Origin of the sequence: Citrobacter sp. RHBSTW-00944 (genome assembly GCF_013615435.1) — a bacterium.
Lineage (GTDB): Bacteria > Pseudomonadota > Gammaproteobacteria > Enterobacterales > Enterobacteriaceae > Citrobacter > Citrobacter braakii.
The window spans coordinates 784,790-806,998 of sequence record NZ_CP055418.1; the positions used below are offsets into that span (position 1 = coordinate 784,790).

Below are 22,209 nucleotides of genomic sequence, written 5' to 3' on the forward strand. Positions count from 1 at the left end.
CATAGCCCCGGCTGTACCGTTTTCTGTGTGTTATCCCGCAAACAGGCCCGTGGCGACGCCGAGGGCGGCCAGTATCAACAGTAAAATCATCGCTTTCACTGGTGACACACCGCGCTTGGCCATCAGATACCAGGTACCAAGCACCACAATCAGCGGCAGTAACTGCGGGAAGATACCGTCCAGCATCTGTTGAACATGGATATTCACCCCATCTTTGGTAATAAACTCCAGCCCGGTGCCAAGTTTAACGTAGCTGGCCGCCACGCCCCCCATGACAAACACACCCAGCAGCGATAACGCTTCACGCAGACGGGCAGACTTGCTGCTCACCAGCATTTCCACCGAGCCAGAACCCATTTTGTAGCCTTTCAGGAACAAGAACCACGAGCCGGGAATGATGATGGCCAGCCAGGCAACGGTATAAAACAGCGGCCCGAGAATGTTACCGCCGGCCGCCAGGGCCATGCCGATGCTGAGCAGGATAGGGATCAGCATGCCAGGGATCATTGAATCGCCGATCCCGGCAATAGGGCCCATCAGGCCAACCTTCAGGGTATTGATGGTCTCCCCATCGATCGGCTCACCGTTCGCTTTTTTCTCCTCCAGCCCCAGCACCATGCCGTTTACGATCGCGCCTATCTGGGGTTCCGTATTATAGAATGAGGCATGACGGCGCAGCATTTCAGTACGTTGAGCTGCGTCGGGATAGAGCTTTTTCGCCACCGGAAGCATACTCAGACAAAAGCCAAAAGATTCCAGACGTTCAAAACTCATCGATGACAAGTTGTGCATCATCCATGCGCGCCAGCAGCGGCGAAGATCTTTACGCGTAAGTGTACGTTCTTCCATCAGAATTCATCCTCATCATCATCGGCTACCGACTTTGCATTCGCGGCCTGCGGCGGTTCCGGTTTGTAGTTGTAATGGATCAACGCCAACAGCGAACCGACGATCACCAGCGCGACCATGTTGAGTTTTAAAAATACGATGCAGACAAAACCGACGAGGAAGTAGATCAGCATGGTGTAGTTTTTGATGATCTGCTTTAGCAAAATCGCGATCCCGACGGCGGGTAAAATGCCGCCCAGTACGTTCATCGTTGACAGAACTATTTTCGGCAAGCTGTCCATAAAACCGCTGATATATTGCGCGCCGAAGTAAACCGCAATAAAAGTTGGCACAAAACGCAGGACAAAGTTTGTCACCTGTGGCCAGATGGCGCTGTTCAGGTAAATACCGCGTTCGTCGCCCCGTTCCAGCGCCACATCTGCCCGGTGATTCCAGAAAGAGTTCAGTACCATCATCGCGTTAAACAAAATGGTTCCGGCGATACCGATGGTCGCCGCCAGTGCGACCGCGACCTCGGGGCCTTTTCCTGAAAGGATCCCTAAGGCGATTGCGGGGTAAGCGACAAAGTTGAGATCGGCCGGCATCGAACCGCCAGGCGTTACCATCGCGATATATACCGCCTGAACCGCGACGCCAATCATGATCCCGGTTTTAATGTCGCCGAGAATAATCCCGACCAGCATTCCGGAAATCAGCGGGCGGGTGATCAGATACCAGCCGCCGGTCAGCCCCAGAAGCCAGGGACTGCTGAGGGCGCCGAGATAGCAAAGTATGCCAATCAACGTAGCTTCGATAATCATCGTGCGCTCCTTATTTCAGCTTCTGACGTGCGTCCTGCCAGCTGTAGCAACTGGCATCAGGAACCAGGCGAAACTCAACCAGGTGTCCATGTTGCGTCAGCCAGTCAAAGGCGGCAATTTCATCCCCGTTGACCGACTGATTCGGGCCGATGGTGGTGGTATCAGCACGCGCGCTCATCGGACCTACATTAATCTTGCCGTTGGCATTTTTCAGGCTGATACCTGCTTCTTCAATGCGTTTGAGCGTGACGGGTGATTTGCCAATGACGAAATAACGTTTCTCGCTGGCAATGACTTTTGGCAATTTTTCAATCGCGGTGGCCGTATCAAACAACCAAACTTTGGTGTCCTGTACGGCGCCTTTCATCACCGAAGAGAGCAAAGGGTCGGCCGCGACGGCGTCGTCTATAGCGACGATCCCATCACAGGGCAGCTCTTTGGCCCAACGTGTCACGAGCTGCCCATGGATTACGCGGTCATCGATACGTACAAAAGAAATACTCATAGTGTTTTCCTTTAAAAATCGTCGGACTGAACGGATAAAACCGGGGCGGCTTTAATCAGCGTGGGTATCGTCAGCGCCAACAGCTCGACGGCTGCGGCGTGAACATCCGTTAAATGGCAAATCTCCTCGCTTTGTAACAGCATCGGGAAATTGACCCCCGCTACGACGGCAACGGGAGGAACCGTTTGTGAAGAAAAAGCATGATGGCAGGCGACATTCCACGGCGTACCGCTTTGCATGTCACACAGCACCAGTACGCCGTCAGCGTCTTTTCCGGCACTGGTGAGAACCTGAGAGAACGTCTCTTTAAACCCTTCGATACCTGTCTGTTCACTCAGCGTGACGGGGTAAACATGCGGTAATTCTCCATAAACCATACGACCGCTGGCGAGAAGCGCGTCCGCCAGGGGACCATGGGTGGCAACAATTACGTTAATCATGCGCTTATCCTCTAACCCAGGCTTTAATCGTGGCGAGCTGTTGACCGATGCCTTTGCCAAACGGCGAAATACGATATTCTCCGACGGCGGCAGGGATGATAAAGGTCTCTGCATAGTTGACGACAAACGGGGGAAACGCGCCGCTCGGGCTTTCAACAACGGCCTGCGCACCTTCGACCAGGTTCAGGACGTTGACGCCGCCATGGGTATGGTGAGTGACCGGTGCCGTAAACCAATGGCGACGCGTTTCGATAAATTCGCGTTCGTGCATTCCGGTTCTTTCTTCCCGCCAACCCTCTCCTTCAGCCAGGGGTTCAATACGGTTGACGAGGTTGTCGTGCACCCATTGCGTGTCGCGCTGCCAGTCAATAACCTGCTGACCGTGATCCAGATGCACCGGACGCGGTAAGCCGTCTAACCCTAAGCGGCCCCAATCCCACAGCTTGAAGGTGAAGATATAGGGCGTTGCGCTGATCTCCAGCACCATGGTTCCTGCACCCGAGCAGTGTACGGTTCCGGCGGGGATCAGGAAGTGATCGTGTTTATGTGCAGGGATCTGGTTAACGAATCGTTCATCATCAAAGGTTTTTTCGCCACGACCCGCGGCCCTGAGGTCGTCGAGCATATCCTGCGGTGCGATCCCGGTTTTGGTCCCGAGATACACCACGGCGTCCGGCTCGGCTTCGAGAATGTAATAGCTCTCATCCTGTGTATAGTGCATACCAAACTGCTGTTGAATGTACTCCGTGAGCGGATGAACCTGAAAACTCAAATTCTGGCCGCCAATAGTGTCGAGGAAGTCAAAACGGATCGGGAATTCCGCGCCAAAGCGCGCGTGAACTTTTTCACCCAGCAGGGGGCGGGGACAGGTCAGTACCAGATCCTGAGAGGGGATCTCGATCCGCACGTTGCCAAAACGCAGTAACAGGCTGTTTTCCTCGGGCACGCAATCAAAACACCACGCGTAATTGGGGGCTGAGGGATCGAGATCGAAGCGTTGTTTCATCCATTGCCCGCCCCAGACGCCTGGGTCAAAGAAAGGGGCAACGCGAAACGGTTGTTCGGTGGTTTGTTGCAGACCGGCGCGTAACGCGTCGCCGCTGACCATCGCGGGACTATTTTCTACCGTGGTATCGAGCAAATAATCGGCGCGTTTGAGTAACGGCGTTTTGTGTTTGTCGAATACCCGCCATTCAATGAAAAAAGCACGTTTGTAACGACGAAGAATATCTTCATCCTGGTTTTCTGCACCCCAGTTACCCAGCCCGTTATGACGCATACGCTGTTGAATTTCCCAGCGCGGAAGATCGGCATAAACCAGTACGTCACCAGGGTGTGCCAGCGCAGCGCCCGAGCCGTACACGACAACCAGCCCTGAGGTAACGGCATCAATCTGTTGGCGGAGTTGGCTGAGTCTGTCGCTATCAAAAAATTCATCCAGGTGATGACAGGAGAGAACGCCGAATACGCGATCGTCGGTAAGGTTACGCGCCAGTAAATCATGCAGGGCCTGCTCATCGCGGCGGGCGGATTCAATATTTAGCACCAGTGCGGTATCTAATGTCGTAACAAGCTGTTGCTCCAGCTCGTCAAGCCGCACGCCCGGATAGCAATCCACGATCAATACGGTTTTGGCGGCGGTAGAAACCCTGGTGTTAAGCACTGAATGAATCGACGACCAACCCTGCCAGGCGTGGTTGCCATAGCCCTGAACGTTAACCTCAGGGAATTTATTATAGGTTGTACGCATATTCTGTCTCCGTGTTGGCTTATTTAAGATTAATCGATTAACCTTATTTTCATAGTGTGGTTAACGCGATTAACCCGCCATAATCAGAATCCAGTGCGGTGAAATGCACGTTAGCGTGATGTGAATCACACGTAAAAAGGCAATATTTCGGTTATTCGATTAACCTTCGAAATAAACAGGAGAGGTCATGACTACAGTCACGCTGGCGCAGGTTGCTGAACGCGCGGGAGTCTCCACGGCAACCGTTTCAATGGTGTTGCGTAACCGGGGGCGCATTTCTCAGGCCACACGTGACAGGGTGCTCAAAGCGCTGGACGATGCCGGCTACGTTTATAATCAAACCGCCGCTAACCTGCGTAACCGGAGCAGTAATCAGGTCGGATTGTTGTTACACGATATCACTAACCCTTTTTACGGTGAGATGACTGCAGGGCTAAGCCATGAGATGGAGCGGCATGACCTGCTTCTGTTTCTGGCAAACAGTGAAGAGTCAGGAGAAAGGCAGCAAAAATTTGTCGACTCGTTGATGCGCAATAATGCCTGCGGCATGGTGCTCTGCGCGGCGCGCGAAACACCGACCTCTTTCTTCGAGGCGCTGAAAAGGCGCAATATTCCCGCCATCATGGTGGTTCGCCCTCTTAGCGACCCTGATTTTGATTTTGTGGGAACCGACAACTTTCTCGGTACGCAAATGGCCACCACCCATTTAGTCAAAATGGGGCATAAGAATATTGCGTTTATCGGTGGTAGCCCAAGTTCCGGGAGCCGGGCACAGCGTATCGGTGGATTCACCAGCACGTTGCTGGAGCAGGGAATATCGCCGAATCCGCAATGGATAGTGGCGACACAGGCCAGCCAAATTGACGGCGCAAAAGTGGCAGAGTCGCTTCTTATGCGGTTCCCGGAAATTACCGCCGCCGTTTGTTATCAGGATATTGTGGCGCTTGGGGTTATGCAGGCATTACGTAAAATGGGGCGTGAACCAGGGCGCGATTTTGCGCTGGTGGGGTTCGATGACATCACTGAAGCGGCGCTGGTACAACCTGCGCTCACCACCGTGTCGGTGGCCGCAAAAGAGATAGGTCGCAAGGCTGGAGAGCTACTTTATAGTCGCATTCAGGGAAATGACGAACCTCCGAAACGCATTATTCTGCCGCCTGCGCTGGTGGTCAGAGAATCATGTGGTTTTCGCTGATCGTCATGCCTTTTACTGATATCTCTCCCTGTTTATCATTAAATTCTAATTATCGACGTTTTCGGCTGGCGGCGCAGCGATGTGCTGGTTAATCTGAAAACGATTTACGTAAAATTAACAAAAGAGAATAGCTATGCATGATGCACAAATCCGCGTTGCCATCGCGGGAGCCGGAGGGCGCATGGGGCGTCAGTTGATTCAGGCCACTCTTGGCATGGATGGCGTACAGCTCGGCGCGGCGCTGGAGCGCGAAGGTTCTTCTTTGCTGGGAAGCGATGCCGGAGAATTAGCGGGAGCCGGTAAAACGGGCGTTACCGTGCAAAGTAGTCTTGAGGCGGTGAAAGATGATTTTGATGTTTTCATCGATTTTACTCGCCCGGAAGGCACGCTGGCGCATCTGGCGTTTTGCCGCCAGCACGGTAAAGGGATGGTGATTGGCACCACTGGCTTTGATGACGCGGGCAAACAGGCTATTCGTGATGCTGCGCAGGACATTGCTATCGTTTTCGCCGCGAACTTTAGCGTTGGCGTTAACGTCATGCTTAAGCTGCTGGAGAAGGCGGCGAAAGTGATGGGTGATTACACCGATATTGAGATTATTGAAGCCCATCACCGTCATAAAGTGGATGCGCCGTCAGGCACTGCGCTGGCGATGGGGGAGGCGATTGCCGGGGCGCTGGATAAAGATTTAAAAGAGTGTGCCGTCTATTCGCGTGAAGGTTACACCGGTGAGCGCGTACCCGGTACGATCGGTTTTGCCACGGTGCGGGCGGGAGATATCGTTGGTGAGCATACCGCGATGTTTGCCGATATTGGCGAGCGCATTGAGATCACGCATAAAGCCTCCAGCCGCATGACCTTTGCCAATGGCGCAGTACGATCGGCAATTTGGCTGAAATCAAAATCAAACGGTCTTTTTGATATGAAAGATGTGCTTGATTTACGCAGTTTATAACTTTTATTACCCTTCGTGATGTGGTTATTGTAATCATAACTATTTGATTACATAGGGCAATATTTTATTGCCCTTTTATTTTTCGCTTTTTAATTTGATTTTTTATTTAACGGCCTGTTTGTTGATATTTTGCAGGGTTATTTTGTTATTTCAATGTAAATTTTGACCAAATGGTCCACTTTTATCTATCGCGCTTCCTGTTTTTACACTCTTTATCTTCCGCAAGCGTTTTCCACCCCAAGTTAGCTGATCTTTTTGCCTGTTAAATCGTGTGTTTTATCTCAGTGGCGTAAAATAATAATAAAAAATGCCCTTTTGGGTAGACTTTTACGTGGGCTATATCTAGAATGCCGCCGTTTGCCAGAAATCCATAGGTAAGCAAATTTGCATTGATTCATGAGGTGTTAATGAATTAATATGCAAATAAAGTGAGTGAATATTCTCTGGAGGGTGTTTTGATTAAGTCAGCGCTATTGGTTCTGGAAGACGGAACCCAGTTTCACGGTCGGGCCATAGGGGCAACAGGTTCGGCGGTTGGGGAAGTCGTTTTCAATACTTCAATGACCGGTTATCAAGAAATCCTCACTGATCCTTCCTATTCCCGCCAAATCGTCACTCTTACTTATCCTCATATCGGTAATGTCGGCACCAATGAAGCCGATGCAGAATCTTCTCAAGTACATGCGCAAGGCCTGGTCATCCGCGACCTGCCGCTGATTGCCAGCAACTTCCGCGATACCGAAGACCTCTCTTCTTACCTCAAACGCCATAATATTGTGGCAATTGCCGATATCGATACCCGTAAGCTGACGCGTTTGCTGCGTGAAAAGGGCGCACAGAACGGCTGCATTATCGCGGGTGATAACCCGGATGCGGCGCTGGCGCTGGAAAAAGCGAAAGACTTCCCAGGTCTGAACGGTATGGATCTGGCGAAAGAAGTGACCACCGCGGAGCCTTATAGCTGGACGCAAGGTAGCTGGACGCTGGCCGGTGACCTGCCGGAAGCTAAATCCGCCGATGAACTGCCGTTCCACGTAGTGGCCTACGATTTTGGCGCTAAACGTAACATTCTGCGTATGTTAGCGGATCGCGGCTGCCGCCTGACGGTTGTGCCTGCGAAAACCTCTGCTGAAGATGTTCTGAAGATGAATCCGGACGGTATCTTCCTGTCCAACGGCCCTGGCGATCCGGCGCCGTGCGACTACGCGATTACCGCGATTCAGAAATTCCTCGAAACCGATATTCCGGTATTTGGCATCTGCCTCGGCCATCAACTGCTGGCGCTGGCAAGCGGTGCGAAGACCATTAAGATGAAGTTCGGCCACCACGGCGGCAACCATCCGGTAAAAGATATTGATAACAACACCGTGATGATCACCGCTCAGAACCACGGTTTTGCGGTCGAGGAGGCCTCCATGCCTGCCAACCTGCGCGTGACCCACAAGTCGCTGTTCGACGGCACCCTGCAGGGGATTCATCGTACCGACAAACCGGCGTTCAGCTTCCAGGGGCACCCTGAAGCAAGCCCGGGTCCACACGACGCTGCGCCGCTGTTCGACCACTTTATCGAGTTAATTGAGCAATACCGTCAGTCCGCGAAATAATCAGGAGTAAAAGAGCCATGCCAAAACGTACAGACATAAAAAGTATCCTGATTCTGGGCGCGGGTCCGATCGTTATCGGTCAGGCGTGTGAGTTTGACTATTCCGGCGCGCAGGCGTGTAAAGCCCTGCGTGAAGAGGGTTACCGCGTTATTCTGGTGAACTCCAACCCGGCGACCATCATGACCGACCCGGAAATGGCCGATGCCACCTACATCGAGCCGATTCACTGGGAAGTGGTACGCAAAATCATTGAGAAAGAGCGCCCGGATGCGGTGCTGCCAACCATGGGCGGTCAGACGGCGCTGAACTGTGCGCTGGAGCTGGAACGTCAGGGCGTACTGGCTGAGTTCGGCGTGACCATGATTGGCGCGACGGCGGATGCTATTGATAAAGCGGAAGACCGTCGTCGCTTCGACATCGCGATGAAAAAAATCGGTCTCGATACCGCACGTTCAGGCATCGCTCACACCATGGAAGAAGCGCTGGCGGTTGCCGCTGACGTCGGCTTCCCGTGCATTATCCGTCCGTCTTTCACCATGGGTGGCACCGGCGGCGGTATCGCCTACAACCGCGAAGAGTTTGAAGAAATTTGCGAACGCGGTCTGGATCTTTCCCCAACCAACGAACTGCTGATTGATGAATCGCTGATTGGCTGGAAAGAGTACGAGATGGAAGTGGTGCGTGATAAAAACGACAACTGCATCATCGTCTGCTCCATCGAAAACTTCGACGCGATGGGCATCCATACCGGTGACTCCATCACCGTTGCGCCAGCCCAGACGCTGACCGACAAAGAATATCAAATCATGCGTAACGCCTCGATGGCGGTGCTGCGTGAAATCGGCGTTGAAACCGGTGGTTCTAACGTCCAGTTTGCGGTAAACCCGAAAAACGGCCGTCTGATTGTTATCGAGATGAACCCGCGCGTCTCCCGCTCCTCGGCGCTGGCGTCCAAAGCAACCGGCTTCCCGATTGCGAAAGTCGCAGCCAAGCTGGCGGTAGGTTACACCCTCGACGAACTGATGAACGACATCACCGGCGGGCGGACTCCGGCTTCGTTTGAGCCGTCCATCGACTACGTTGTGACGAAAATTCCACGCTTCAACTTCGAGAAATTTGTTGGCGCTAACGACCGTCTGACCACCCAGATGAAATCTGTCGGTGAAGTGATGGCGATTGGCCGCACCCAGCAGGAGTCTCTGCAAAAAGCGCTGCGCGGTCTGGAAGTGGGCGCGACCGGCTTCGACCCGAAAGTAAGTCTGGATGACCCGGAAGCGCTGACCAAAATCCGCCGCGAGTTGAAAGACGCGGGCGCCGAGCGTATCTGGTACATCGCCGATGCTTTCCGTGCTGGCCTGTCCGTCGATGGCGTGTTCAACCTGACCAACATCGACCGTTGGTTCCTGGTGCAGATTGAAGAACTGGTGCGCCTGGAAGAAAAAGTCACAGACCTTGGCATCAACGGCCTCGACGCTGACTTCTTGCGCGTACTGAAGCGCAAAGGTTTCGCCGATGCGCGTTTGGCGAAACTGGCCGGCGTACGCGAAGCGGAAATCCGCAAGCTGCGTGACCAATATAACCTGCACCCGGTCTACAAGCGCGTGGATACCTGCGCGGCAGAATTTGCCACCGACACCGCTTACATGTACTCCACTTATGAAGACGAGTGCGAAGCGAATCCAACTCAGGATCGTGACAAGATTATGGTGCTGGGCGGTGGTCCAAACCGTATCGGTCAGGGCATTGAATTCGACTACTGCTGCGTACACGCCTCGCTGGCGCTGCGCGAAGACGGTTACGAGACCATCATGGTCAACTGTAACCCAGAAACCGTTTCTACCGACTACGATACCTCCGACCGTCTGTACTTCGAGCCGGTAACGCTGGAAGACGTGCTGGAAATCGTGCGCATCGAGAAGCCGAAAGGCGTTATCGTGCAGTACGGCGGCCAGACTCCGCTGAAGCTGGCGCGCGCGCTGGAAGCGGCAGGCGTGCCGGTTATCGGCACCAGCCCGGATGCTATCGACCGTGCGGAAGACCGTGAACGCTTCCAGCAGGCGGTTGACCGTCTGAAGCTGAAACAACCGGCTAACGCCACCGTGACCGCCATTGAAATGGCGGTTGAGAAGGCGAAAGAGATTGGCTACCCGCTGGTGGTGCGTCCGTCCTACGTTCTCGGCGGCCGCGCGATGGAAATCGTCTACGACGAAGCCGACCTGCGTCGCTACTTCCAGACCGCGGTCAGCGTTTCTAACGATGCGCCGGTACTGCTGGACCGTTTCCTTGATGACGCGGTGGAAGTGGACGTGGACGCCATCTGCGACGGCGAGATGGTGCTGATTGGCGGTATTATGGAGCACATCGAACAGGCGGGCGTGCACTCCGGTGACTCCGCATGTTCTCTGCCTGCGTATACCCTGAGCCAGGAAATTCAGGATGTGATGCGCCAGCAGGTGCAGAAACTGGCCTTCGAACTGCAGGTTCGCGGTCTGATGAACGTCCAGTTTGCGGTGAAGAATAACGAAGTTTACCTGATTGAAGTGAACCCGCGTGCGGCGCGTACCGTTCCGTTCGTCTCCAAGGCAACGGGCGTACCGCTGGCGAAAGTCGCGGCGCGCGTGATGGCCGGGAAAACGCTGGCACAGCAGGGCGTCACCAAAGAAGTTATCCCGCCGTACTACTCGGTAAAAGAAGTGGTGCTGCCGTTCAACAAGTTCCCGGGCGTTGATCCGCTGTTAGGGCCAGAAATGCGCTCTACTGGTGAGGTGATGGGCGTGGGCCGTACCTTCGCGGAAGCGTTCGCCAAGGCACAGCTCGGCAGCAGCTCCACCATGAAAAAACAGGGTCGTGCGCTGCTCTCCGTTCGCGAAGGCGATAAAGAGCGCGTGGTTGACCTGGCGGCGAAGCTGCTGAAGTTTGGTTTCGAGTTGGATGCGACGCACGGCACCGCGATTGTGCTGGGCGAAGCCGGTATCAATCCACGTCTGGTGAACAAGGTGCATGAAGGCCGTCCGCACATTCAGGACCGTATCAAGAATGGCGAGTACACTTACATCATCAACACTACCGAAGGCCGTCAGGCTATTGAAGACTCCAAGCTGATTCGCCGCAGCGCACTGCAGTACAAAGTGCATTATGACACCACCCTGAACGGCGGTTTCGCGACGGCGATGGCGCTGAATGCCGATGCTACCGAGAAGGTGACCTCGGTTCAGGAAATGCACGCGCAGATCAAAAAGTCATAAAAAAAAGGTCCGGTGATAATTGCGCTAACCGGGCCTGCAATATAATTGGGAAAGGGTTTCTGTAAAGAAACCCTTTTTTATCTCTCATAAGGTCATTCCTGGCCAACCGCGCTTTCATAACCACATTTTCAATGTAATAAGCACGATGTTGCTCACACTAATCAACATTCAAGTCGCATACTATCCCTTATATCCACAATTTTAATATGGCTTAGTTTTTATTAATTTGGACAGGCCGTAGCCAGATTTTTAATTTGTGAAATGGTGTGCTTATGTGTGAAAAATATGTTGAAAGACCGCTTTATTTGTTAATTGCTGACTGGATGATGGCTGAAGATCGTTGGATCACAGCAAAGGAAATTTCCCGCCATTTTGATATTGAACACTGCAAAGCAATTAATACGCTCTCTTATATTCTGTCGGAAGTGGGAGAAATTGTTTGTGAAGTTAAGATGATCCCTAATCAAATTGCAGGCCGCGGCTGCCAGTGCCAGCGTTTGGTGAAAGTCATCAGTATTGATTCTCATCTCTACAGACGATTGAATCACAATTTGCAGGAAAAAAAGGTGAGTGTGGCGAAAACGCCGCGACTGCCAGCGGTTCCCCCAACAGAGCTTAACCGTGAGCAGAAATGGCAGATGATGCTCTCCAAGAGCATGCGTCGATAATGGTGATTTGCCGGATCGGCGTGAGCGCTTCTCCGGCATAAATTACCGTGCTGATTTTGGCTTTACGTCCGTCGTGCCTTTCAGGCGCGGCCGGTTTTTTTCGACCTGCGTTAATGGCAAGGTTTCGTGTAGTCCTGTTTGGCAGCGGATTGCAAGGTCCTGATATTCTTTGGTGTTCAGCCGTTTCCAGTCCAGCTCCTGGTCCGTGACTTCACGCAGTACGCGAACCGGTGAACCAACCAGCATCTGCCTTGCCTCTCCCTGAAATCCGGCTTTGACAAAGCTCATGGCAGCGACAATGCTCTCTTCGCCAATCACCGCGCCGTCCATAATCACGCTGTTCATGCCAATCAGTGCATCTCTGCCCACCACGCAGCCGTGCAGGATTGCGCCATGGCCGATGTGTCCATTCTCATGCACGATAGTGTCGGTGTCGCAGTAGCCGTGCATGATGCAGCCATCCTGCAGGTTAGAACCGGCTTCCAGAATCAGGCGACCATAGTCACCGCGCAATGAGGCGTGTGGACCAATATAAACCCCGGCCCCCACAATGACATCGCCAATCAGCACAGCGCTGGGATGGACATAGGCATCCGGATGTACCACCGGAATCAGGCCCTCAAAGGCGTAATAGCTCATTGTCTTATCTCGGTTTTATTGCCGGATTGCGGCGTAAATACCTTATCCGGCATAGGCACATTAACGACCTTTCCATACCGGATCGCGTTTTTCCGCAAATGCCTGTGGTCCTTCGAGCGCATCTTCCGAGTGCAGCACCGATGGATAGTGCTTCAGCACACCGCTGCGGATGTACCGGTAGCCTTCTTCCACCGGCATTTCGCTGGTCGCACGGTAAATTTCTTTCAGCGCGGCGATAGCCAGCGGTGCGCTATTTACCAGCTGCTGCGCCAGTTCGCGCGCGCTATCCATCAGTTCGCTCTGGCTGACAACGCGGTTGACGATGCCCCAGCGCAGTGCTTCTTCGGCGCTCATTCGTCTGCCGGTCATCACCATTTCGTTAACGATTGCCGGTGGCAGCAGTTTAGGTAAACGCAGTACGCCGCCGCTGTCAGGCACGATCCCGAGTTTTGCTTCCGGCAGCGCGAAGCTGGCATTTTCCGCACAGACGATAAAATCCGCCGCCAGCGCCAGCTCAAAACCGCCGCCAAACGCGTAGCCGTTTACCGCGGCGATGACCGGCTTATCGAGGTCGAAAATTTCGGTTAAACCAGCGAAGCCGCCTGGGCCAAAATCGGCATCTGGCGCTTCACCTTCGGCCGCCGCTTTTAAGTCCCAGCCCGCAGAAAAGAATTTCTCTCCGCCGCCGGTGATAATTGCTACGCGTAATTCCGGGTCATCACGAAAATTAAGAAAAGCTTCCCCCATTGCAAAGCTGGTTTTAGCGTCAATGGCATTGGCTTTAGGCCGGTCAAGGGTAATTTCCAGGATCGGGCCGTTACGGGTCAGATGTAATGATTCACTCATAGTTCATCTCCAGATAATTAGGTTTCCCGGCCGGAGGAATTCCGACCGGAAGGGTTATTTCAGATTTTTTTTGATTATTTTTCCTGAACAATTGCGCGGCAGGTCGGTTCTTATCTCCATAAAAGAAGGAACCTTGAATTTCGCCATATTGTTTTCGCAGAAGCTGAAGAACTCAGCTTCGCTTAATGTTTCGCCCTCATTAAGGACGACAAAAGCTTTAATGGCTTCATCACGGATCGAGTCTTTAATACCGACAATCACAATGTCCTGAATTTTCGGATGCGCAGAAATAATATTTTCCAGCTCGACGCAGGAGACATTTTCCCCACCGCGTTTAATCATGTTGCAGCGTCTGTCGACGAAATAAAAAAAACCGTCCGCATCCTGGTAACCCGAATCACCGGTATGTAACCACCCTTCAGGTTCCAGCGTTTTGGCAGTAGCGTCGGGTTGCGCGTAGTACTCTTTGAAGATTGTTTTTCCCGGCACGCCTTTAATGCAGATTTCGCCAATTTCTCCGGCGGGCAGGGGACGGTTGTGATCGTCACGGATTTCGGCTTCATAGCTAAAACCCACGCGACCAATAGAAGGCCAGCGCCGTTTGTCTCCAGGGCGATCGCCAATAATGCCCACGATGGTTTCGGTCATGCCGTAGGAGGTCAGCAGTCTGACGCCAAAGCGGTCGATAAAGGCATCTTTTTCCTGTTCGGATAAATTGAGATAGAACATCACTTCGCGCAGGTGATGCTGTCTGTCCGTTGGGGCTGCGGGTTGGACCATCAGCGTTCTGATCATCATCGGGATGCATTCGGTGACCGTCGCCTGATATCGACGCACCTGATCCCAGAACGCCCTGGCGCTGTACTTCTCCACCAGCACAAAGGTGCTGCCTGCGGAGAAGGCAGCCATGGCAGCCGTACACTGACAGTCTATATGGAAAGCGGGCATCACCGTCATATAGACGTCATCATCGCGCAGAGCGATTTGCCAGGAGGTGTAGTAGCCCGCAAAGCGCAGGTTGTAGTGGGTAATCACCACCCCTTTAGGCCGCGAGGTGGTGCCTGAGGTAAACAGAATTTCCGCCGTATCGTCAGTGGATAACGCAGGCGTATAGCACAGATTAGTCGACTGGCGGGCTTGCAGTTGGGTAAAGTGGCTCACGCCGTCGTCAACCGGAAGCTGCTCGCCAATCAGACAGATATGATTAAGCGGAGTGGTATTTTCCAGCCGTATCTGGCGGTACATAGGATAAAACTCGGCACTGGTGACCAGCAGGCTCACCTGGCTGTTTTGCAGGATCCAGGCGCTCTCTTCGCCCAGCAAGCGGGCATTAATCGGCACCATAATGGCGCCAATTTTTGCCAGTCCAAACCAGCAAAAGATAAATTCCGGACAGTTATCCAGATGCAATGCGACCTTGTCGCCCTTGCGGATCCCTAAGGAATGGAAAAGGTTCGCCGTGCGGTTTATCTCTTCATTGAGCGAGGCATAGCTATACTGCCGAACGATTCCTTCGCAGGATTCGAAAATTAACGCCGTTTTATCTCCGGGTGATGCTGCCAACTTACTGATTTAGTGTATGATGGTGTTTTTGAGGTGCTCCAGTGGCTTCTGTTTCTATCAGCTGTCCCTCCTGTTCAGCTACTGACGGGGTGGTGCGTAACGGCAAAAGCACTGCCGGACATCAGCGCTATCTCTGCTCTCACTGCCGTAAAACATGGCAACTGCAGTTCACTTACACCGCTTCTCAACCCGGTACGCACCAGAAAATCATTGATATGGCCATGAATGGCGTTGGATGCCGGGCAACCGCCCGCATTATGGGCGTTGGCCTCAACACGATTTTCCGCCATTTAAAAAACTCAGGCCGCAGTCGGTAACCTCGCGCATACAGCCGGGCAGTGACGTCATCGTCTGCGCGGAAATGGACGAACAGTGGGGATACGTCGGGGCTAAATCGCGCCAGCGCTGGCTGTTTTACGCGTATGACAGGCTCCGGAAGACGGTTGTTGCGCACGTATTCGGTGAACGCACTATGGCGACGCTGGGGCGTCTTATGAGCCTGCTGTCACCCTTTGACGTGGTGATATGGATGACGGATGGCTGGCCGCTGTATGAATCCCGCCTGAAGGGAAAGCTGCACGTAATCAGCAAGCGATATACGCAGCGAATTGAGCGGCATAACCTGAATCTGAGGCAGCACCTGGCACGGCTGGGACGGAAGTCGCTGTCGTTCTCAAAATCGGTGGAGCTGCATGACAAAGTCATCGGGCATTATCTGAACATAAAACACTATCAATAAGTTGGAGTCATTACCTTATCTCCGTACACCCCGGCCAGGTCGTCCCACATCTGACGTAAGTTTTGTCCGCCAACGATATCCATAATGCTTTATCCACTGAAATCAGGCGTGAGCGCTAACCAACCAGCGGGTCAGCGCGTCGCGTTTATTCCTCAACTCTGGCCAGGCCTTTGCCGACCAGCTCATTTATGTCTGCTTCGCTATAACCAATGTTTTTCAGAATGGCGGCGGTATCCATGCCGTGTGACGGCATGCCACGCCAGATTTTCCCTGGGTTGTTTTTAAATTTCGGCATGATGTTCGGCCCTTTGCAGGTGCGGCCGTCCATCGTTTGCCACTGAGTAATGGATTCACGGGCAACGTACTGCGGGTTGCCTTCCAGTTCAGGAATGGTCAGTACCTTCGCGCAGGCGATATTCAGCTCAGCAAAGCGCGCCTGGACTTCGGCGATAGTGTGCGTTGCAAGCCAGGCGTCCAGTTTCTCTTCCACGAGCGGGCCGTAAGGGCATTCCACGCGATGGATAAGCTGGGTGCCTTCCGGGACTTCCGGTGTGCCAAGAATGTGGGCGAGGCCAATATCCTTAAAGCACTCGTTGATTTGCGTGATGCCGACCAGCTCCATGACGATATAGCCATCGGCGCATTTATAGAGACCGCAGCCAGCGTAATACGGGTCTTTGCCTTTGGTCATGCGTGGACAAATTTCGCCACCGTTGAAGTAGTCCATCATGAAGTACTGACCCATACGCAGCATCACTTCGTACATGGCGATATCAATGCTTTCACCCTTACCCGTTTCGCGTACTTTGTGCAGGGCAGCCAGCGCTGCTGTCGTCGCGGTCATCCCGGAGAAATAATCGGCGGTGTACGGGAAGGCAGGCATCGGCTGATCAACATCACCGTTTTGGATCAGATATCCGCTGAACGCCTGTGCGATGGTGTTATATGCCGGAAGATTGGTGTACTCCTCGGTACCAAACTGGCCGAAGCCGGAAAGGTGGGCGATAACCAGTTTCGGGTTATGTTCCCACAGCACGTCATCGGTAATACCGCGGCGAGCAAAGGCGGGGCCTTTACTGGCTTCAATGAAAATATCGGTGGTTTCCATGAGCTTCAGAAACGCTTCCCGGCCTTCATCTTTGAAAATATTCAGCGACAGGGCGTGCAGGTTGCGGCGTGAGAGCTGTGGATAGTTAGGTTGCACGCGGATGGTATCGGCCCATGCGACGTTTTCAATCCAGATAACCTCAGCACCCCATTCGGCGAACATCTGTCCGGCGAACGGGCCGGCAATTTCGATCCCTGAAAAAACCACGCGTACCCCGGCAAGTGGGCCAAAGGTTGGCATTGGTAAATGATTCATAATTTTGCTCCTGGCATTTTTTGTAGGCCCGGTAGGCGCAGCGCCACCGGGCATGTTGCCGGATGGCGGCGTAAACGCCTTATCCGGCCTACGAATCGTGCTGAATTAGCGGTATTGCTTGAGTACCGCACGACCCAACGTCAGGATCTGCATTTCATCAGAGCCACCAGAAACACGGTCAACGCGCAGATCGCGCCAGAAACGCGTGATGCGATGGTTACCCGCGATACCTACACCGCCCAGCACCTGCATGGCGGTATCGACCACTTCAAACGCAGCGTTGGCGCAGAAGTATTTGCACATTGCCGCATCGCCCGAAGTAATGGTGCCGTTATCCGCTTTCCATGCCGCTTCAAGCAGCATGTTTTTCATGGAATTCAGTTTGATCGCCATATGCGCGAACTTCTCCTGAATCAGCTGGAAACGGCCGATCGTTTCGCCAAACTGCACGCGCTGATTGGCGTAGCGCGCGGCGTCTTCAAAAGCGCACATTGCCGTACCGTAGTTGGTCAGTGCGACAAGGAAACGTTCATGATCGAACTCTTCTTTCACGCGGTTGAAACCATTACCTTCCCGACCGAACATGTCTTTCTCGTCCAGTTCAACGTCGTCAAAGGTGATTTCACAGCAGCTATCCATGCGCAGACCGAGTTTCTCCAGCTTGTTGACCTTGATACCCGCTTTGCTCATGTCAACGAACCACTCGGTGTAAACAGGTTTATCCGGCGATGCACCATCTCTCGCCATAACCACGATGTACGGGGTATAGGCGCTACTGGTGATAAAGCACTTACTGCCATTAAGATAAACCTTACCATTTTTACGTGTATAAGTGGTTTTCAGGCTGCCAACATCCGATCCCGCTCCCGGTTCGGTGATGGCAGAGTTCCACATCTGCTTACCGGTGCCCTGGAACGCCATGATTTTATCGATTTGCTCCTGAGTCCCTTCACGCAGGAACGTGTTAAAACCGCCCGGTAACTGGTACAGCACGTAGGTTGGTGCGCCCAGGCGTCCGAGTTCCATCCAGACTGCAGCGACGGTAACAAAACCCGCTTCCAGTCCACCGTGTTCTTCAGGAATCAACAGGCTATCGATGCCCATATCCGCCAGCGCTTTTACAAAACGCTCAGGGTAGACGCTGTCACGATCGCACTCGGCAAAATAAGCTTCCCAGTTCTCACTGGCCATCAGTTCACGAATACCGGCGACAAACAGCTCCTGCTCGTCATTTAAGTTGAAATCCATCTTTCAGCCTCTTGATCAATTGGGTTAATAAGAATTACTTGTCTTTCCAGTGCACTTTGGCGTCTTTAATAAAGGACAGCGTCACCATGATGTTGACGAAGAACAGCGGACATCCTCCGGCGATAATCGCGGTCTGAATCGGCTTCAGCCCACCCAGCGCCAACAGAACGATACCGATGATGCCGACCAGAACGGACCAGCCGATACGCACTAACAGCGGCGGTTCTTCACCATCGCGGACTTCACGACAGGTGGACATCGCCAGGGTGTAAGAGCAGGCGTTAATCAGCGTCACGGTGGCAATAAAGCAGAGGATGAAGAAGCCCCACATGGTGGCGGTGCTGAGCGGTAGAGCAGCCCAGGTTTCGATAATGGCGCGCGCCACACCGTGTTGTTCAATCAGCTGCGGGATATTGAGAACGTTTTTATCCATCAGCAGCAGCGTGTTGCTGCCAAGGACTGTCCACAGGATCCAGGTCGACGCGGTCAGGCCCAGCACCATCCCGAAGCACAGTTCACGGACGGTACGACCACGCGAAATACGGGCCAGGAAGATACTCATCTGGATGGCGTAAATGACCCACCACGCCCAGTAGAAGACGGTCCAGCCCTGTGGGAAGCCGCCTTTACCGATGGCATCGGTATAGAACAGCATGCGCGGCAGATACATCAACAGCATGCCGACGGAGTCGGTGAAGTAGTTCATGATGAAGCTGGCGCCGCTGACGATAAACACCCAGCCCAGCATCAGGAAGCTCAGATAGCTACGCACGTCGCTGGCGATCTTGACCCCTTTTTGCAGGCCGCAGGCCACGCAAATGGCGTTCAATATGATCCAGCAGGTAATGATGATTGCGTCGAGTTGCAGCGTATGCGGAATACCGAACAGATACTGCATGCACTCGGTTACCAGCGGAGTGGCCAGACCGAGGCTGGTACCCATCGCGAAGATCAGCGCCACCAGATAGAAGTTATCGACGATGGTGCCGAACAGCCCTTTTGCATGCTTCTCGCCCACTAACGGTACCAGCGTGGAGCTGGGACGGATGACGTCCATCTTGCGCACAAAGAAGAAGTAGGCGAAAGCCACAGAAAGGAAACTGTAGGTTGCCCACGGCAACGGTCCCCAGTGGAACAGGCTGTACGCCAGGCCCAGCTCTTTCGCAGCCGTAGAGTTAGGCGCGAGAGCAAACGGCGGGGTGGAAATGTAGTAGTAGATCTCGATGGAACCCCAGAACAGCACCGCGGCGGATGTACAGGAAGCGAACATCATAAAAATCCAGCTGGTGGTACTAAACTCTGGTTTTTCGTCGCCTAATTTCTTTTTGGCATACGGGCCAAAGACCAACCAGAACCAGCCGAAGAGCATGACGACCATATACCATTCAAATGCCCAGCCCCAGACATTGGTGACATAACTGAATACCGCATTAATAACGACGTTAGCGGCATCAAGATCTCTTACAGTTAGCCAACAAAGTATCCCAACTATTATTAATGGCGGAAAAAAAACCTTCGGTTCAATTCCCGATTTTCTCTTTTCATTTTTCATAAGTGAATTCCAGTGTGAAAACGAAACTTATTTAGCGTGCCCGTGCATGATCGTTTGTTTATTTATTATTAATGATTTGTTGATAACTTTTTAACCTCTGGGAGCGCCTCAGTGAGTAACCCATAATGAGTATTCATATCGGGTGGTTCTGTTATCTTCGTCACACTTTTTTATGCTGAGTAATTCGCTTAAAAAATTGATATTTTTTGTTTTTAAACAATGAGTTGACTGTAGTTTTTTAACTTTTTTAAGTGACTGGCGTTCAATATTGTTGAACCCGCAGACAATATTGAAAATTTTCATATTTGACGTGATTCTTTCAATATTGGTGAGGTGCATAACACTATTGAAAGTTACGAATTTCAATGTGTGACATTTTCAATATTGGTGATTAAGGTTTTATTTCCGAATTAAAGAGCGTGATATCTGTATTTAACACTGCCGATATAAATACGTTTCCTTCATGATTTCTGGAGATGCAATGAAGATAATTACTTGCTACAAATGCGTACCTGATGAACAGGATATTGCGATTAATAATGCTGATGGTTCACTCGATTTCAGCAAAGCGGATGGCAAAATAAGCCAGTATGATCTGAATGCGATCGAAGCGGCTTGTCAGTTGAAACAACAGTCAGGAGAGGCCCAGGTTGTGGCCATGAGCGTCGGCGGCAAAGCGCTGACCAATGCAAAAGGGCGAAAAGATGTGCTTTCCCGTGGCCCAGATGAACTGATTGTTGTTATTGACGATCAATTTGAGCAGGCGCTGCCGCAACAAACTGCCAGCGCGCTGGCTGCCGCCGCGCAAAAAGCAGGTTTCGATCTGCTTATTTGCGGTGACGGTTCTTCCGATCTTTATGCTCAGCAGGTTGGTCTGCTGGTGGGCGAAGCGCTGAATATTCCGGCGATTAACGGCGTGAGTAAAATCCTCTCTCTTACCGACAGCACTCTGACGGTAGAGCGTGAACTGGAAGATGAAGTCGAAACTCTGAGCATTCCGCTTCCGGCGGTGATCGCGGTCTCAACGGACATCAACACCCCACAAATCCCTTCCATGAAAGCCATTCTTGGCGCGGCGAAAAAACCGGTTCAGGTCTGGTCGCCGGCAGATATTGGCCTTAACAGCGCGCAGGCATATTCCGAACAACACGTTGCTGCACCGAAGCAGCGCGAGCGTCAGCGCGTTGTAATTGAAGGTGACGGTGAAGAACAGATTGCCGCGTTTGTCGAGAATCTTCGCAAAATCATTTAATTATCAGGGGATGTTATGAACAAATTTTCCAGTATCTGGGTATTCAGCGATACCCCTTCTCGTCTGCCGGAACTGATGAATGGTGCGCAGGCTTTAGGTGAAAAAGTTAACACGTTTGTGCTGAGTGAAGCGGACTGCGCGACGGCATGCCATTTAGGCGCAGATGATGTCTGGTTACTCAGCGGTAAACCAGAAGACCGTATGGTCGAAGACTACGCTGATGTGATGGCCGAAACTATTCGTCAGCACAGCGAGGGCGGGGCGGTGCTGCTGCCAAATACGCGTCGCGGCAAGCTGTTAGCGGCAAAACTGGGTTTTCGCTTGTCGGCAGCGGTCTCAAATGACGCCAGTGCAGTCGCCGTGCAGGACGGAAAAGCGGCGGTAAAACATATGGTCTACGGCGGCCTGGCGATGGGGGCAGAAACAATCGCTTCGCCGTTCGCCGTGATAACGCTCAGCAGTGGAACGTTTGACGCGCAGCAACCGGATACCGCCCGCAGCGGCGAGGTGCACACCGTGTCATGGCAGGCTCCGGCTGTAGCCGTTACTCGTACGGCAACTCAGGCACGTCAGAGCAATAGCGTCGATCTCGACAAAGCCCGTCTGGTGGTTAGCGTGGGACGCGGGATCGGCAGCAAAGAAAATATCTCGCTGGCGGAGGCGCTGTGCCAGACGATTGGTGCCGAGCTGGCGTGCTCCCGTCCGGTGGCGGAAAACGAGAAGTGGATGGAACACGAACGCTACGTCGGCATCTCCAACCTGATGCTCAAGCCTGAACTGTATCTGGCCGTGGGGATCTCCGGGCAGATCCAACATATGGTCGGCGCCAACGGCGCGCAGACGATTTTCGCCATCAACAAAGATAAAAATGCGCCGATCTTCCAGTATGCGGATTTTGGCATCGTTGGCGATGCACTGAAGATCCTGCCTGCGCTGACGGCTGCTTTAGCGCGTTAAACCATTTCGGGCAGGATGCGAAGGTGTCCTGCCGCTGAC

General features: G+C 52.8%; 19 protein-coding genes. 8 read left to right on the forward strand and 11 right to left on the reverse strand.

Going from position 1 to position 22,209, the window contains the following annotated elements:
- Positions 1-30 precede the first annotated feature (30 nt).
- The 5 genes from HV334_RS03715 to HV334_RS03735 are packed head-to-tail and all read right to left on the reverse strand — an operon-like array spanning position 31 to position 4,344.
- Complete coding sequence (locus tag HV334_RS03715) at positions 31-849, reverse strand: PTS system mannose/fructose/sorbose family transporter subunit IID (RefSeq protein WP_016151643.1); 819 nt, start codon at positions 847-849, stop codon at positions 31-33.
- Positions 849-1,649: a PTS sugar transporter subunit IIC gene (locus HV334_RS03720; RefSeq protein WP_016151644.1), complete on the reverse strand. Its 801-nt coding sequence runs from the start codon at positions 1,647-1,649 to the stop codon at positions 849-851. The genes HV334_RS03715 and HV334_RS03720 overlap by 1 nt, the downstream gene beginning before the upstream one ends.
- 10 nt (positions 1,650-1,659) lie before the next feature.
- Complete coding sequence (locus HV334_RS03725) at positions 1,660-2,154, reverse strand: PTS sugar transporter subunit IIB (protein WP_003837349.1); 495 nt, start codon at positions 2,152-2,154, stop codon at positions 1,660-1,662.
- Between the two features lie 11 nt (positions 2,155-2,165).
- Positions 2,166-2,594 carry a PTS fructose transporter subunit IIA gene (locus HV334_RS03730; RefSeq protein WP_103766845.1) on the reverse strand — a complete coding sequence of 143 codons (429 nt, stop codon included), beginning with the start codon at positions 2,592-2,594 and terminating at the stop codon, positions 2,166-2,168.
- Positions 2,595-2,598: 4 nt separating this feature from the next.
- The gene (locus tag HV334_RS03735) at positions 2,599-4,344 is read right to left on the reverse strand and encodes a class I mannose-6-phosphate isomerase (RefSeq protein ID WP_181221189.1); all 1,746 of its coding nucleotides are present in this window, start codon (positions 4,342-4,344) and stop codon (positions 2,599-2,601) included.
- Between the two features lie 187 nt (positions 4,345-4,531).
- Here HV334_RS03735 and HV334_RS03740 point away from each other — a divergent pair, with 187 nt between their 5' ends.
- From HV334_RS03740 to caiF, 5 genes are all read left to right on the forward strand, one after another.
- Positions 4,532-5,539, forward strand: a complete 1,008-nt coding sequence (locus HV334_RS03740; protein ID WP_016151647.1) for a LacI family DNA-binding transcriptional regulator — start codon at positions 4,532-4,534, stop codon at positions 5,537-5,539.
- Between the two features lie 133 nt (positions 5,540-5,672).
- The gene (dapB, locus tag HV334_RS03745; RefSeq protein ID WP_016151648.1) at positions 5,673-6,494 is read left to right on the forward strand and encodes a 4-hydroxy-tetrahydrodipicolinate reductase; all 822 of its coding nucleotides are present in this window, start codon (positions 5,673-5,675) and stop codon (positions 6,492-6,494) included.
- A gap of 455 nt (positions 6,495-6,949) precedes the next feature.
- The gene (gene carA / locus HV334_RS03750) at positions 6,950-8,098 is read left to right on the forward strand and encodes a glutamine-hydrolyzing carbamoyl-phosphate synthase small subunit (RefSeq protein WP_181221190.1); all 1,149 of its coding nucleotides are present in this window, start codon (positions 6,950-6,952) and stop codon (positions 8,096-8,098) included.
- Positions 8,099-8,115: 17 nt separating this feature from the next.
- Complete coding sequence (carB, locus tag HV334_RS03755; protein ID WP_047498316.1) at positions 8,116-11,343, forward strand: carbamoyl-phosphate synthase large subunit; 3,228 nt, start codon at positions 8,116-8,118, stop codon at positions 11,341-11,343.
- Between the two features lie 272 nt (positions 11,344-11,615).
- Positions 11,616-12,011, forward strand: coding sequence for a carnitine metabolism transcriptional regulator CaiF (gene caiF / locus HV334_RS03760; RefSeq protein WP_016151651.1), 396 nt, complete (start codon positions 11,616-11,618; stop codon positions 12,009-12,011).
- A gap of 42 nt (positions 12,012-12,053) precedes the next feature.
- On the opposite strand, the gene caiE is transcribed toward caiF, so the two are convergent.
- From caiE to caiC, 3 genes are read right to left on the reverse strand one after another with little or no spacing between them, the layout of a single operon-like run.
- Positions 12,054-12,650, reverse strand: coding sequence for a carnitine operon protein CaiE (caiE, locus tag HV334_RS03765; protein WP_094760786.1), 597 nt, complete (start codon positions 12,648-12,650; stop codon positions 12,054-12,056).
- Between the two features lie 60 nt (positions 12,651-12,710).
- Positions 12,711-13,496, reverse strand: a complete 786-nt coding sequence (gene caiD / locus HV334_RS03770) for a crotonobetainyl-CoA hydratase (RefSeq protein WP_000004376.1) — start codon at positions 13,494-13,496, stop codon at positions 12,711-12,713.
- 54 nt (positions 13,497-13,550) lie between these two features.
- On the reverse strand, positions 13,551-15,059 hold the full coding sequence (gene caiC / locus HV334_RS03775) for a crotonobetaine/carnitine-CoA ligase (protein WP_249415053.1): 1,509 nt from the start codon (positions 15,057-15,059) through the stop codon (positions 13,551-13,553).
- A gap of 41 nt (positions 15,060-15,100) precedes the next feature.
- On the opposite strand from caiC, the gene HV334_RS03780 reads away from it, so the two are divergent.
- Positions 15,101-15,798, forward strand: a protein-coding gene (locus tag HV334_RS03780) for an IS1-like element IS1B family transposase (protein ID WP_095033700.1) whose coding sequence is annotated in 2 segments (ribosomal slippage) — positions 15,101-15,350 and positions 15,350-15,798 — 699 coding nt in all. Because the reading frame shifts where the segments join, the coding sequence is not laid out codon by codon here.
- 145 nt (positions 15,799-15,943) lie between these two features.
- Here the strand turns inward: HV334_RS03780 and caiB are convergent.
- The 3 genes from caiB to caiT form a co-directional block, all read right to left on the reverse strand.
- Positions 15,944-17,161: an L-carnitine CoA-transferase gene (gene caiB, locus HV334_RS03785; protein ID WP_019078349.1), complete on the reverse strand. Its 1,218-nt coding sequence runs from the start codon at positions 17,159-17,161 to the stop codon at positions 15,944-15,946.
- 105 nt (positions 17,162-17,266) lie between these two features.
- On the reverse strand, positions 17,267-18,409 hold the full coding sequence (gene caiA / locus HV334_RS03790) for a crotonobetainyl-CoA dehydrogenase (protein ID WP_003018898.1): 1,143 nt from the start codon (positions 18,407-18,409) through the stop codon (positions 17,267-17,269).
- Positions 18,410-18,443: 34 nt separating this feature from the next.
- A complete protein-coding gene (gene caiT, locus HV334_RS03795; RefSeq protein WP_047498325.1) occupies positions 18,444-19,961 on the reverse strand; it encodes an L-carnitine/gamma-butyrobetaine antiporter in 1,518 nt (505 codons plus the stop codon).
- A 481-nt stretch (positions 19,962-20,442) separates the two neighbouring features.
- Between caiT and HV334_RS03800 the strand changes: the two genes are divergently transcribed.
- Together HV334_RS03800 and HV334_RS03805 are read left to right on the forward strand one after the other, a co-directional pair.
- Positions 20,443-21,213, forward strand: coding sequence for an electron transfer flavoprotein FixA (locus tag HV334_RS03800; RefSeq protein WP_047498327.1), 771 nt, complete (start codon positions 20,443-20,445; stop codon positions 21,211-21,213).
- 15 nt (positions 21,214-21,228) lie between these two features.
- Entirely contained in the window at positions 21,229-22,170 is a 942-nt protein-coding gene (locus tag HV334_RS03805) for an electron transfer flavoprotein subunit alpha/FixB family protein (RefSeq protein ID WP_047498330.1), read from the forward strand.
- The last annotated feature ends 39 nt before the right edge of the window (positions 22,171-22,209 follow it).